General features: G+C 55.3%; 11 protein-coding genes and 1 pseudogene. 8 read left to right on the plus strand and 4 right to left on the minus strand.

Annotated features, from left to right (window positions below; translation table 11 throughout):
* Positions 1 to 447: 447 nt before the first annotated feature.
* Positions 448 to 723 carry an HU family DNA-binding protein gene (locus ACHZBS_RS24975; protein WP_319409259.1) on the minus strand — a complete coding sequence of 92 codons (276 nt, stop codon included), beginning with the start codon at positions 721 to 723 and terminating at the stop codon, positions 448 to 450.
* Between the two features lie 450 nt (positions 724 to 1,173).
* Positions 1,174 to 1,446, minus strand: a complete 273-nt coding sequence (locus ACHZBS_RS24980) for a hypothetical protein (RefSeq protein ID WP_319409260.1) — start codon at positions 1,444 to 1,446, stop codon at positions 1,174 to 1,176.
* Between the two features lie 495 nt (positions 1,447 to 1,941).
* Between ACHZBS_RS24980 and ACHZBS_RS24985 the strand changes: the two genes are divergently transcribed.
* A complete protein-coding gene (locus ACHZBS_RS24985; RefSeq protein ID WP_319409261.1) occupies positions 1,942 to 2,076 on the plus strand; it encodes a hypothetical protein in 135 nt (44 codons plus the stop codon).
* 468 nt (positions 2,077 to 2,544) lie between these two features.
* Here the strand turns inward: ACHZBS_RS24985 and ACHZBS_RS24990 are convergent, their stop codons facing one another.
* Complete coding sequence (locus tag ACHZBS_RS24990) at positions 2,545 to 3,414, minus strand: EamA family transporter (protein ID WP_319409262.1); 870 nt, start codon at positions 3,412 to 3,414, stop codon at positions 2,545 to 2,547.
* 327 nt (positions 3,415 to 3,741) lie between these two features.
* Between ACHZBS_RS24990 and ACHZBS_RS24995 the strand changes: the two genes are divergently transcribed.
* Positions 3,742 to 4,107, plus strand: coding sequence for a TetR/AcrR family transcriptional regulator (locus ACHZBS_RS24995; RefSeq protein WP_319409263.1), 366 nt, complete (start codon positions 3,742 to 3,744; stop codon positions 4,105 to 4,107).
* A gap of 544 nt (positions 4,108 to 4,651) precedes the next feature.
* Here the strand turns inward: ACHZBS_RS24995 and ACHZBS_RS25000 are convergent.
* Complete coding sequence (locus ACHZBS_RS25000) at positions 4,652 to 5,590, minus strand: hydroxymethylglutaryl-CoA lyase (RefSeq protein WP_319409264.1); 939 nt, start codon at positions 5,588 to 5,590, stop codon at positions 4,652 to 4,654.
* A gap of 315 nt (positions 5,591 to 5,905) precedes the next feature.
* Between ACHZBS_RS25000 and ACHZBS_RS25005 the strand changes: the two genes are divergently transcribed.
* The 6 genes and pseudogenes from ACHZBS_RS25005 to ACHZBS_RS25030 all read left to right on the plus strand — a co-directional run.
* On the plus strand, positions 5,906 to 6,115 hold the full coding sequence (locus ACHZBS_RS25005) for a hypothetical protein (protein WP_319409265.1): 210 nt from the start codon (positions 5,906 to 5,908) through the stop codon (positions 6,113 to 6,115).
* Position 6,116: 1 nt separating this feature from the next.
* A complete protein-coding gene (locus ACHZBS_RS25010) occupies positions 6,117 to 8,003 on the plus strand; it encodes a lytic transglycosylase domain-containing protein (protein ID WP_319409266.1) in 1,887 nt (628 codons plus the stop codon).
* A 170-nt stretch (positions 8,004 to 8,173) separates the two neighbouring features.
* A complete protein-coding gene (locus tag ACHZBS_RS25015; protein ID WP_319409267.1) occupies positions 8,174 to 8,476 on the plus strand; it encodes a hypothetical protein in 303 nt (100 codons plus the stop codon).
* Between the two features lie 192 nt (positions 8,477 to 8,668).
* Positions 8,669 to 10,222, plus strand: coding sequence for an acyl-CoA carboxylase subunit beta (locus ACHZBS_RS25020; RefSeq protein ID WP_319409268.1), 1,554 nt, complete (start codon positions 8,669 to 8,671; stop codon positions 10,220 to 10,222).
* A gap of 8 nt (positions 10,223 to 10,230) precedes the next feature.
* Entirely contained in the window at positions 10,231 to 12,237 is a 2,007-nt protein-coding gene (locus tag ACHZBS_RS25025; RefSeq protein ID WP_319409269.1) for an acetyl-CoA carboxylase biotin carboxylase subunit, read from the plus strand.
* A gap of 838 nt (positions 12,238 to 13,075) precedes the next feature.
* Positions 13,076 to 13,231: pseudogene (locus ACHZBS_RS25030) on the plus strand (ketopantoate reductase family protein); the annotation flags it as partial.
* Between the last annotated feature and the right edge of the window lie 21 nt (positions 13,232 to 13,252).

Genomic DNA, 13,252 nt, shown 5'->3' on the forward strand with positions numbered 1-13,252 from the left:
TATTTCTATTCCTTCATGATCAGCATTATTAAGTTCATCCAAGAGCTTTTTCCAGCGTCTTCTATCATTCGCATATCTATCACAATGGTCTATGAAATCGATTATATCTTGAGAAATGTGGTTATCGTTTTTATTGTAATATAAAAGTGTTAATGAGTGGAAAATATTCAACGTATGACGCTTATAGAATAGAAAATTTCCACGTATTGGCGTATTAAGTGGAAAAAGTGGAAAATGAGCCGTAAAATTTTCCACTTTTGGTTTTTGGAATATACTCAATTAAGGATCCATTTGTTCAACCAACACATTTTTCGGCCAAAATCAAGCAAAATCAGGTTGGTTAAAGGGTGCTTAGCTGCAGGGACTGCGTTGATTTAAGAGTTTGGCCCGACCTGGTGATGTATTGAGTTATCGCCAGCCCCTTGTATGAAAAAACGCCGTTGCCATTCAGCGATCCACCCGATCCTTGAGTTCCTTGCCCGGCTTGAAGAACGGCAGTTTCTTCGGTTTGATTTTCACCTTCTCGCCGGTCTTGGGATTGCGCCCGGTGTATCCATCGTATTCCTTGACGAAAAAAGAGCATAACCCGCGGATTTCCACCCGATTACCTTCGGCCAGGGCATCGGCCATTCCATTGAAGAAAATGTCAACAACAGCGGCAGCTTCGGGTTTGGTGAGGTCTGCGGCGTCCTTCAATGCCTGGATCAGCTCAAGCTTGTTCATGGGTGCAACGCTCCTGGTATTTTTCCGTGGGATTGATAGGGTGGGACATTTCGAGTACGATAACCGTTAGCCAGCAAATCTGTCAATAATAAAAACAAGTTATCTGTGCTTTGTAGGAATCAAAGATTGTGACCGGGTCCTACGTCGGAACTGGTAATGAAGGTGTGATGCAAACCATCGTCCAACCGTCCAGACTCAATTATTGAATGAATTTCCAACAATTTGAGCCGGACGGTGATTGTGGACGGTAAAGCTTCCGTTGCATAAGCCTGCAGTGGGAGGCCCAAGCGGTTTTGCGGTAAGAGCAATCCGCATCATAGACGAAAAGCCGCCTGAGAAGCCCGTCCTCGATGCTTTGATTCCGGGCTAACCCCAGGCTTCAAATCCATATCCTGGATGCGGGCGGCGTTTTGAATGCCCTCTATCAAGGTTTTCAAAGGTTCGGTATGATCAGAACGCCTTTAGGCCTTCCCAGGCCTCGATGTTTTTCTTAACGTTTCCCGGGTCGATTCCCACGGCACTTAAACTGCCCAAAGTATCCTGGTCCAAGTGGTGATGGTCAAGCAGCCTGATGTGGCTGACCACAGGCGCATACAGCGATCTTTGGGCTTTCGACGGAGCCTTCTTGAACAAATGGTCTATCCGTGAATCGTTTTCCTTGACCCCACGCCGCTCTTCGATGTCGACGCCGGCAATCAATCTTCCGGAGGTTTTGAAGGGCATCGACAGCGGTGTTACATCTCCGCAGGTACCAGAAAACATCCGCTATCTAGCTCAGACCTATTCCCGTTTTTCGGCAATCCTTACAGGCTCTCGGCGGTTAAAGCGGCTACGGGAGGAATACTGGTCTGCGGTATATGGTATTGGAACACGATTTGGTGTTACATCGTTACCATAGCAGAAACTTGGAACTTCAATGAGAATATCAAAAATTTTGCTCCTGACCGTCATCGTTCTCTTTGTGACTCAATTCGCCGCTGCAACTGTTCAATACTGGGTTCGCTTGAACTGAAATTCAACGGATTGAACAAAAGGCAAGAAACCACAGAACACACTGAATACATAGAATATTTTTGATTCATTTCTTCAATGGTAGTTTTGACCTGCCATCAACCGCTCAACCCGCTCACATTGCAAAATTCCCTGGATGGCATATTTTATTCCCAGGCAAGACGGAACCAACCAACCAAACAAACAACCAACTTAAGAGGTGATATCATGGCCGAAAATAAAGTGCAGGACTACAGCGACGACAGAAACGAAGGACACGTTGATACCCGTGAAGCTAACTTCGAGTGCGAAAATAAAGACAAGAACCTGGGATGTGATCCGGGAATCGATGTTGCAGGCTAACTGAAAGGAAGGTGCCCCATGATAGGAATAATGTTGACGCTTTTCATTCTCGGCTACTTCATCAACAGATGTATAGCCGGATTGTCATCACAAGCTTCCTGTAAAATATAAGGGCATGATCGACGGCAGAGCTTCAAAATTAATGGCAACTTGATTTGAACGACTTGCAGGATAACAGGCAGAGCCTCTAACGGGGCTCTGCCTTTTTCGTTTAAGCAAGGAAACCACGGAACACACAGAATACACAGAATACACAGAACAAAAGCTATTCAACCCGCGGTAATGGTTTTCCCAAGTTTACCGTGAATTCAAAAAAGAATTTTCAACCACGGAATACACTGAATACACAGACAATTATTTTGATCTTTTCTTCCGTGTGCTCCGTGTATTCCGTGGTTAAAAAGGAAAAGATTAAGGGTCGGATTTAGATGGATTGACGTGGTTCGATCCGCTTTCCGCTGCTATCAGTTACCCCAAGTTGATCAGAAAAACGGCCACACCCGCCAAGACCAGAAACGTAAAATTCGCCGGGCGCAGTCTCTCGCGCCAGATCAGCAGGCTGGCCAACGTGGTAACCGCGATCACCCCCAGGCCCAGCGTCGGAAATGCCACGGCGCCCGGCATATGGGCCAGGGTTATGATCCAGAAATAGGTGGCCAGGACGTTTGCCAAGCCCAGAACCAGGCCCCAGAAAAGACAATCCCGGTTCGGTTTAACCCCCTTGAAGAGCTGGGGAAACGTGAACAGCAGGGCCGTGCCGAAAATGGTGGCCATGAAGGCGTTGGGATCCGCCGACGGTTCCAGTTCGGCCTGCACCTTGAACGCAAAATCGGTCATCCCGTAAGCTGCAAAAAGCAGCAGCCCCCAGGTCATCCCTTTCAAGGCTTCCCTGCCGGCCTGGTCGAAACGCAAGGGTTGTTTGCTCGCCAGTGGCAGACAAATGAAGGCAAGGACGATTCCGAGGACCTGGTAAGAATTGGTCTGTTCGGTAAACAGAATCAAGGATCCCAAGGTGGGGATTGCCGCGGACAGGCGCATCAGCGTGGTGGACAGTGCCAATCCCCCGGATGCGATGGCTCGATTGAACAACCAGAGGCAGAGCACATACATGATTCCAACGAAGATGCCCAGTGACCAGATAAAGGGCGAATTAAAGCCGAGGGTTCGCCAGGCGCCCCAGCCCAGAAGGCCCAGGCTGCATACCAGGTAGTTGACGGCAAGAAACTGCCCCAGCCTGAGGTTTTTTGCATTGGCGACCTTCATGGTAATCGCCACTCCGCTGGAAAAGGCTATGGCCAGAGCTATTGACGTGACTCCATTCAAGACGATCCCATCCATTCAATTTGAGTCCATGGATACATTCGCTGAAGAATATCCGATTCGCACCATCCGGTGTTTAATGCATCGACATTCGTATTGCAATCGATGATGAGTTCGTAAACGTCGAAATGTCCTTTTTTGCCGAACCATCAGGTTTTATGCGTTTTCTTTTTCCGTGTGCTCCTTGTGTTCCGTGGTTAAAAAGATAAAGGGTCTGAGTTGGATGGATTGACGTGGTTTGATCCGCAATCCCCTGTTGAAACCTTTTAGTGCGTCCACTAAGTTGATTTTCACCAATGATCATTCCGACGGAAACTGCCTGGATCACATAGCCCGGGGTTAAGGGTGAACAATAAAGTTTTAATTCTTGCGACGGGTATCCGCCCGTTTGCTGGGCAAAGCCATGAGGCGACCACGGCCCTCCATTTCGCCAGAGATGACGGTGTAACCGCCCCCGCCGTTTTTTATCATTCCAAGAACAAGCAAACGGTGTATTCCACCATTCTCGAGGATGCGGCGGACAGGTATCTTAAACGCGCATTGGTGTTAAGCCATGGAACCACGGAATACACTGAATACACAGAAAATTTTTCAATCTCTTCTTCCGTGTCCTCCGCGTGTTCCGTGGTTGAAAAGGATATGGTAAAGGGATGCCCGCAAGAAAGCAAAGTCATGTGCTTAGTTTTTTCTTCAGCGGAATCAGTCCCTTGAAAAATGAAACCACGGAACACACAAAATACACAGAAAGACTTCGTGTCGCAAAAATAAAGCTGCGACAGGTTCGAGGTTGTCGGCAAGGTACCCAATACTAAAGGGTTCATTTCCGAGGTCCAAAAATAGCAATCAGGTGGAAAGGGATTTGTTATCGATATGATTCTCCGCTACCAAAAAACGAATTGAATACTCCCGTGGTTTCAATTATTGTCACTTCCCGCGGTTCGGCGCCAGGTTGTGCCATCGACTTGCCTCTTTTTCCTGATCTCCACTTTTCAAACGATGCTTGTGCGTGGCGGCCGATTCCGATCCTATTTAGCCGAGTTGATGATCGAATACAATGTCGGTGTTGTCGAAGGTTAAGGGGTCAAGTCTGCTTATGACTCTTGCTTGACATCATGTTAACTTCTCCTTTATGTCCTGTCCATTAAGAATCGAATACCCGGACGCCTATAATCATGGGAGGACTCGGGTACGGGGATGATTTTATGCGTTTCAACGTGAAAACACTGCCGGACGGGATGGATTCGTTAATAGCGTATCAAGCCTGCCGCTGGTAGCGTTCACAGCAGACTTCGCCGGTGGAGAACTGACAGGCGGCGCAGGGGTGAGCGTCCGCATCGGGCATGGAACGCCGGGTGTCGATAAGGTAGGGCGTCAGCAACCCTGCCGCCCGGAACAGCTTTTCGAGATCGACACCCACATCCGCGCCTTTTTCCTCCAGGGCGGTCACCACGTCCTCGGTGGCCACATTGCCCGAAGCCCCGGGTGCATAGGGGCAGCCACCCAATCCGCCGGCGCTGGCATCGAAGATGCCGATGCCATAGGACCAGGCCGCCAGCACATTGGCAACGCCCCGGCCGTAGGTATCGTGGAAATGCATGGCAATGTGTTCAACCGGCAGGCGGGGGAGCAGAAGATCGAGAAGCCGCCTGACTTCATCCGGGGTGGCCTTGCCGACGGTATCGGAAATTGATACTTCACTGACGCCCATGTCCATGAGTTCGTCGACGACATTGATGACGGTTTCGGGGGCGATGCGCCCTTCGAAGGCGCACCAGAAGGCGGTGGAAACGTAGCCCCGCACCGGCATCCGCTCACGATGGGCGCCGGCCACCACCGGTGCAAAACGTCTCAGCGAGCCGGCAAGGGAGGTGTTGATGTTTTTTCGGTTGAAGGTCTCGCTTGCCGCCGTGAAGAGGGACACTTTATCGACCCGGGCTTTGATGGCCCGCGCAAGGCCCTGTTCGTTTGGGACCAAGGCCGAATAGACGACTCCTTTCCTGCGGGTGATGCCGTCGAAGACCGCTGCCGCATCGCCCAGTTGGGGAACCCAGCGGGGTGAGACGAAGGCGCTTGCCTCGATTTCACCCACCCCGGTCTCGGAGAGGGCATCGATATAGGCGATCTTCACTCCCGTGGGGATCTGGGCGGTTTCGTTCTGCAGTCCGTCGCGGGGGCCGACTTCTACGATTTTCACGGGCGGACCCTCCTTTTTTGCGTTGAGGCGGCTATTTCCTGGTCGTTTGCTGAAGCACCACGACCAATCCGGGACCCTGCGTTGATTATCTGCGGAATACTCGACCATTTCCAAGGTAGGTCATATTAAGATGAATGTCTACTTCATGTTTAGGGGGCAAGTCTGCTTTACGATCTGGGGGTCGGACCAAACCGGATGAACTGTTATCAAGGACCCGGTCAAGATAACCATTCAAAAAAACCGCAGATGTTGAAAAAATGAAACCACAGAATACACAAAATACACAAAATACACAAAAAAACTTCGTGTCGCAAAATGAAAGTTGCAGCAGGTTCGGGGCCGTCTACCTCCTCCTTCAGTGCCGATGCAGAAAATTATGTAAAAAAGCTTGATTCCAAAATCATCCTCATCTATGGCCGGCAGTCAGCCGAGTTGATGATTGAATACAATGCCGGTGTTGTCGAAGTTGCCGCTGAAATGAGAAATGGTTGGACGTTGAATCGATTTCGTTCAGGAGATGACTGACTTGGTTAAATATATCTGCATCTGGATCCTGGGTATTCTCCTTCCGGCCCTTTTTCCCGGTTCAGGCTACGGCCGACCGATTGAGATGCCGATTACCATCGATTACCCTTTCCTCCGCTCCCTCGTGATCTCCACGGCTTTTACCGACCCCCAGAATACGGCGCTGCTCGTCGATCGGGCCGAGGGATGCCGCAGGGTGGTGGTATCGGAGCCGCAATTTTTCCCGGAGGGCGACTTTGTCCGCCTGGAGACCAAGGTCGACATCCGGCTGGGCGCGCGTTTGGGCAAAAAATGCCGCTTCAGAATCCAATGGGACGGCTATGTCAGCCTTGTGCTGAATCCACGGATCGATCCGGCCCTCTGGCGCCTGGGCTTCTCCGTGGTCGATTCCCAGGTCTATGACAGCCAGCACAAGCCGGCATGGATCGTCGGGCTGATCTGGAAAATGATCCGGGGGAAGGTCTTCGACTACCTGAGCGCGATCACGGTAGATCTGGGGCCCCCGGTCCAGGAATTGAAGGCCCTGCTGTCCGACGTGTTACCGACGCACACATCGGAAACGGTCAAACGCTTCGTCGACGGCCTGCATCCGGGCAGGATCCGGGTGGACCATGACGCCATCCGGATTCCCCTCCTGGCCGAGCTGGAAGAGATCCCGCCGAGCAAGGCCGCCGTCCCCGAGGTGCTGGACCAAGCGGCGCTGAACCGCCTGACCCGCCAGTGGGAGGATTGGGATATCTTCCTGGTCTATCTGCTGACCTCCCTGCGAAGCGCGCCGCTCTCTGCCGAAGACAGAGCCATCCTCTTCACCGCCCTCCTGGAGGCGCGCTACGGCTTCGTCAGGGAACTTGATCCCGATACCCTTACCGATCAATTCGTCCAGGATCAGTTCATCGCCACCTGGACCGCCGTTGCACCCGTCTTCCGGAGCCAGCGGGAACGTGAAACCACCACCGGCAAGCTCCTCGGCTATCTGTCGTTCTTCACGGCCACGGACGCCCTGAAAAGTCTGCAGGCCATCGGCTCCTCCCTGGGACTGGAGATCAGTCGCAACGGACTGATCCGGCTGGCCGGGCTCATGGCCGACGAGCGAACCTTCACGTGGGCCTACGGCGCCGAAGTCGATGCGGACCTGAGAAAGACCTTTGACCTCGGGAATGCGCCGGAGATCCAGGCCGAACCCGCGGAGGAGGCACCATCGGTGGACGGCCTGATCGTTGCGCAGTTCGAGCGTCTGCTTAAGCGCCTGTTGTCAGATATTGTCCCCGTCTGCTGGGCCTCCGGCGAACCATCCGAAGCATCCCTCGAAACGTGGCTCGTTTCCCGGGAGAACGTCGACGCCTACATCCCGGCCGTTCAGAAAATACTGGCCGACGCCGCCCAAAAGGCGTTGCAGCGATCCGATGCCGAGGAACATCAGAGGTTCTTCCGCACGGCCGTTATGGCCACGGCATGGCAGGAGAGCTGCTGGCGCCAGTTCCATGCGCCAAATGGGCAGCTCACCTATCTTCGCTCCTACAACGGCACTTCGGTAGGCCTCATGCAGATCAACGAGCGGGTCTGGCGCGGACTCTACAAGATAGATGCCCTTCGCTGGAACATCCACTACAACGTCGCGGCCGGGTGCGACATCATGAACCTTTATCACACCCGGTATATCCTCAAAAAGCAGGCCATGTTCCTGCGGGACGGCCATCCCGATCCCGAATTGGTTTCGCGGGTCCTCTACGCCATGTACAACGGCGGCCCGGGCGAGCTGAGAAAGTTCCTGGCGCGGCACGGCCAGGGAAATGACTACACCAGCGACGATCTTTTCTGGAAAAAGTACCAGTGGGTCGAGGCCCATGACTGGGACAAGGTTAAGATCTGCCTGTTCGGCGAGGAATAGGCGGTGGGTGGCTTGGTGACTTGGGGTCGCCAAATCGGATGATTGATTGTCATTGAAAGAAACCGGCTGCCGGTCCAGGCCAAAAGACACGCGGAGTGGCTGGTTTGCAGGCTGTGGTCGGCCATGGATGAGAATACGCCGAACCGACGGATGCCTACGAATTGTTTTCGATGATCGAGTCGGTCACCGTGATGGGCGTGTCGCTGTGCATGGATATACCGTCGACCACCGGGTACCAGGAACCACCGATATTGTTCGTTATTGTGGAATCGTCGATGACGATATCGCCCGTGTGGTCATTGGAAACAAAGAAGATGGCCGATCCGTGCCGTGCTTCTCCGGGACATCTGCCCGCCCCGCATTTGCCCGATTGTCTGGTAAATGATGCGGAAGCGCTTGAAAATCAATTGCCGGCCGATCAGGGTGTTCGATGCTCCACCTTCGGGTGGGACGATTCCCAAAAAACGAATTGAAAAGCCCCGTGGTTTCAACTAATGTGGGTGCCCGCGGTTCGGCGCCGATCTGTCCAATCAACTTAGTTCTTCCTTGTGTTTTAGTGGCGGCCGAATCCGATCCGATTACCGGATGGATTGACAGCGATACCCGGGAAATAAAATGCCGATCCGAGCGACGGTGTTTCAACGATCCGGCAGAAAGGAACGCTCATGGTCGAGATCATGCACAGCAACATTCTGGAACTGGCCGAAATGCGCCAGCAGGCCGCCCTGGGGGGCGGCGAGCAGCGCAACGACGATCAGCACCGGCGGGGAAAGCTCACCGCCCGGGAGCGCATCGACCTGTTGCTGGACGACGGCAGCTTCGAGGAACTGGACATGCTCAAGGTGGGGCGCAGCGGCCTGTCCGGCAAAAATGCCGATACCCCCGGAGACGGCGTCATCACCGGCCACGGCCGTATCAACGGCCGTGAAGTCTTCGTTTTCAGCCAGGACTTCACGGTGATCGGCGGCTCCCTGGGCGAAGGCCATTCCCAGAAGATCTGCAAGGTGATGGACCTGGCCGGCCGGGTCGGCTCGCCCATCATCGGCCTCAACGATTCGGGCGGGGCGCGCATCCAGGAGGGGGTCGACGCCCTGGCGGCCTACGGCGAGATCTTCCACCGCAACGTGAACGCCAGCGGCGTGATCCCGCAGATCTCCTGCATCATGGGGCCCTGCGCCGGCGGGGCGGTGTACAGTCCGTCCATCACCGACTTCGTCTTCATGGTGGACGGCACCTCCAACATGTTCGTCACCGGTCCCAACGTGGTCAGGACCGTCATCCACAAGGACATCACCTCCGATGAACTGGGCGGCGCCGGCGTCCACGCCGAGAAAAGCGGCGTGGCCCATTTCGTCTACCCCAACGACATCCTGTGCCTGCGCGGCGTGCGCCAGCTGATCAACTACCTGCCGTCCAACAACCGGCAGAAAGCGCCTTTCCTCGATCTGAACGACCCGCCCGAGCGGACCGATCCGGCCCTGGACTACCTGGTGCCGCCGAATCGCAACCAGGGCTATGACATGAACGTGCTGATCACAAGCATCCTGGATGGCGCGGAGTTTTTTGCCGTGCAGCCCGATTTCGCGCGCAACATCATCTGCGGGTTCGGGCGTCTGGGCGGGCAGACCATCGGGCTGGTGGCCAACCAGCCGGCCGTGCTGGCCGGGGTGCTGGACAACAACGCCTCTTTCAAGGCGGCGCGGTTCGTGCGCTTTTGCGACGCCTTCAATATCCCGCTGATCTGCCTGGTGGATGTTCCCGGCTTCATGCCCGGGCCGGACCAGGAGCACGGCGGCATCATCCGTCACGGCGCCAAGCTGCTGTATGCCTTCACCGAGGCCACCGTGCCGCGCATCACCGTGATCGTGCGCAAGGCTTACGGCGGCGCCTACCTGGTGATGAACTCCAAGCACATCCACTGCGACATCAACTATGCCTGGCCCACTGCGGAAATCGCCGTTCTGGGGCCGCGGGGCGCCTCGGAGGTGATCTACCGCAAGGAGATCGCCTCCGCCGCCGATCCCGAGGCCGTGCTCGGCGAAAAAATGGAGAGCTACCGCAAGCACTACGTGAACCCGTTTCTGGCGGCCAAGCGCGGCTACATCGACGATGTCATCTTCCCCAGCGACACCCGGCACCGGCTGATCCGCACCCTCCAGTTTCTGGAGGGCAAGAAGGGCGACCGGCCCGATCGCAAACACGGCAACATCCCTTTGTGAGGCACCCTATGTTCACGAAAATCCTGATCGCCAATCGCGGCGAAATCGCGGTCCGCATCATGAAAACCTGCCGGCGCATGGGCATCCAGACGGTGGCCGTCTATTCGGAAGCCGATTTCCGCAGCCTGCATGTGGTCAAGGCCGACGAAGCGGTGCCGCTGGGCGGCGCGCGTCCGGCCGAGTCCTATCTGAACAAGGAAAAAATCCTGCAGGTGGCCCTTGATACGGGGTGCCAGGCCATCCACCCGGGGTACGGCTTTTTGTCCGAGAACGCCGATTTCGCCGACATGGTCACGGCGGCCGGCATCGTCTTCATCGGTCCCGCCGGTCCGGTCATCGCCCGCCTGGGCGACAAGATCGCCTCCAAGAAGCTGGCCATCCAAGCGGGCATCCCCACCGTGCCGGGCCATGTCAAGGCCCTGTCGAGCGAGGCCGAGGCCGGAGCGGTGGCGGCCGAGGTCGGGTATCCGATCCTGCTCAAACCGGCGGCCGGCGGCGGCGGCAAGGGCATGCGCACCGTGACCCGCCCCGAGGACCTGGCATCGGCGCTCAGGCTCTGCCGGCAGGAAACCCGCAAGGCCTTCGGCGACGACGCCATCTTCATCGAACGTTATATCGAGGCGCCGCGGCATATCGAGATCCAGGTGATGGCCGACGCCCACGGTCATGCGATCTACCTGGGCGAGCGCGAATGCTCGATCCAGCGCCGCTACCAGAAGATCATCGAGGAATCGCCCTCCGTGGCCCTGGATACCGAGGCCCGGGAGCGCATGGGCCAGATGGCCTGCCGCCTGGCCCTCGAGGCCGGCTATGTCAACGCCGGCACGGTGGAATTCATCTTCGATGCGGACAAGCAGTTCTATTTTCTGGAGATGAACACGCGTCTGCAGGTGGAGCATCCGGTAACGGAAATGGTCACGGGGCTGGACCTGGTGGAACTGCAACTGCGCGTGGCCAACGGCGAGCGCCTGCCACTGAAGCAGGAGGATGTGCGGCTGAAGGGCTGGGCCTTCGAGGCGCGCGTCTGTGCGGAGGACACGGAGCGAAACTTCGTGCCCTCGGTCGGCCTGATCACCCGCTATGCCGAGCCTGCCGGCAACCGCATCCGGGTGGACAGCGGGGTGCGCGCCGGCAGCAGCGTGCAAGTTTTCTACGATTCCATGCTGGCCAAGGTGATCACCTGGGGCGGCGACCGCGAACAGGCGCGCCTGAAAATGGTTGACGCCCTCAACGGGTATCACATCGAAGGCATCAAGACCAATGTGGATTTCGCCAATCGGGTGATCTGCCACCCATCCTTTATCAAAGGCGATCTGTCCACCGGATTCATCGCCCGGCACCTTGCCGATGCGCGCCCCGCGCCGCTGATGCCCGATGCGGACATTCACTTCATGGCCATCGCCGCCACCTTGATCTATCACCTGCGCGAGAACCTGATCCATCACAGCCTGTTGCCCCTGCAGGCCCGGGTGGGCGGCGCGATTCCCGCCAGACGCCGGTTCACCTACGTGACCAAGAGCAACGGCGTGGTGCTCGACATCGAGATTGAGCCCCAGGCCAGCCAAGACCAGTGGCGCGTGCGGGTCAACGATGCCGTATATGATACGATTACGCCCCCCATGGAGTACTATCGCCGCCGCCTGAAGCTGACCATCGGCAATGCCACGCATTATTTCCGTCTGCATTACAGCGGCAATTTCATCGAAGTGGCCTTTTGCGGCATGGTCAAGCCTTTCGAAATCTACACCCCCAAGGAGTGGCACCTGGCGCGGTTCATGCCCCAGCCGGCCATCAAGGCCATGGACAACGTGCTGCGCTGCCCCATGCCCGGGCTGATGGTGGCGATCAATGTCCAGGCCGGCGATCGGGTGTTCAAGGGGCAGGAACTGCTTAGCATCGAGTCCATGAAAATGGAAACAGCGGTGGCTTCGCCGGTGGACGGGGAGGTGGCCGCCGTCCACGTGACCCCCGGTGAAACCGTGGATACGGGATCGGTGCTGGTTTCCTTTAAATAACCAATGAAACCAACCAACCGATTGCATGTCCATCCGTTTTCCGGACGTACGGGGAGGCAGCGGAACGGTGCCGGAAGATCCCGACCGCACCCCCTATATCCGTCAGGCGTGGAATCGCCGGCCGTCAGGATGCCAAGGCGCATAACAAAATCATTTGTTTTTCGGCAGGCCCATGCCGCAAGGGGAAAAAACAGATTGTTATTTTGGTGGGTTACAAGCGTTATCAATCAGAACATAACATACAGTACACTTGAAAACACGTGAATTTCGAAAACAGTATTTGCAACATGTCGACGGAAAAGGACGTGTCCAAGTGTTTTTAGATGCAAATAATACCAGGGAACGCTGTCAATAATGGATAAAAACATTTGCAAAAGTTCCTAAGGTCGCGCGTGATTGCGGGACTATCGATTAACCCTCAAGTAATAAAAAAACCGCTTTCCATCCATCCGAATTCCTTGCTAAAAACTGAGCAAATCCCACCAGCGGGCTTTGCTCAGAAGAAGTGAACGAGCGCGTCAAATCAATTCAATGGGTGCCGATCATCCTGGAGGCCGCTAACATGGTGGCACCGGTTCCACTCAGTCCAGAGGGGGTTTCCCTTTGCTTTGAAAATTTAATCAGCATACGCCGTGCCATGTGCCTCAATTGCACCTATATCGGGGTCTTGTTTCTGCTTTTTGGTCATCCGAGCGTGGTTTTGTGGCCATTTTTATAATGATTCCGTATACAGATTGTCACAGTTGGAATCGAGCGTTGAACAGATAGGGGGAATTACTGCACGCTCCTGGGCGAAGGGATGTAGGCCAATATCAAACGGCATCTCACCATCCACAGGATCAATTTCAAGCGCCGCAGAATCCAATCGTCGAGCCTACAGTCCATTGAAAGAGGCCGTCGGACGGAAATCGATTTTCTCAACGGCTATATCTGCGACCACGGCAAAAAACACCGTGTGCCGACGCCGGTCAATGACGCCGTCAGAAAAATGGTGCACGAGATCGAAGCCGGCAGT

Source organism: uncultured Desulfosarcina sp. (assembly GCF_963664155.2).
Classification (GTDB): Bacteria; Desulfobacterota; Desulfobacteria; order Desulfobacterales; family Desulfosarcinaceae; genus Desulfosarcina.

Bases quoted from the DNA above. Each gene is read 5' to 3' on its own strand.
- ACHZBS_RS24990 (WP_319409262.1), bottom strand. From the start codon at position 3,414: ATGGATGGGATCGTCTTGAATGGAGTCACGTCAATAGCTCTGGCCATA.
- ACHZBS_RS25005 (WP_319409265.1), top strand. From the start codon at position 5,906: ATGAAAGTTGCAGCAGGTTCGGGGCCGTCTACCTCCTCCTTCAGTGCC.
- ACHZBS_RS24985 (WP_319409261.1), top strand. From the start codon at position 1,942: ATGGCCGAAAATAAAGTGCAGGACTACAGCGACGACAGAAACGAAGGA.
- ACHZBS_RS24980 (WP_319409260.1), bottom strand. From the start codon at position 1,446: ATGCCCTTCAAAACCTCCGGAAGATTGATTGCCGGCGTCGACATCGAA.
- ACHZBS_RS25020 (WP_319409268.1), top strand. From the start codon at position 8,669: ATGGTCGAGATCATGCACAGCAACATTCTGGAACTGGCCGAAATGCGC.
- ACHZBS_RS25025 (WP_319409269.1), top strand. From the start codon at position 10,231: ATGTTCACGAAAATCCTGATCGCCAATCGCGGCGAAATCGCGGTCCGC.
- ACHZBS_RS25015 (WP_319409267.1), top strand. From the start codon at position 8,174: ATGATCGAGTCGGTCACCGTGATGGGCGTGTCGCTGTGCATGGATATA.
- ACHZBS_RS24975 (WP_319409259.1), bottom strand. From the start codon at position 723: ATGAACAAGCTTGAGCTGATCCAGGCATTGAAGGACGCCGCAGACCTC.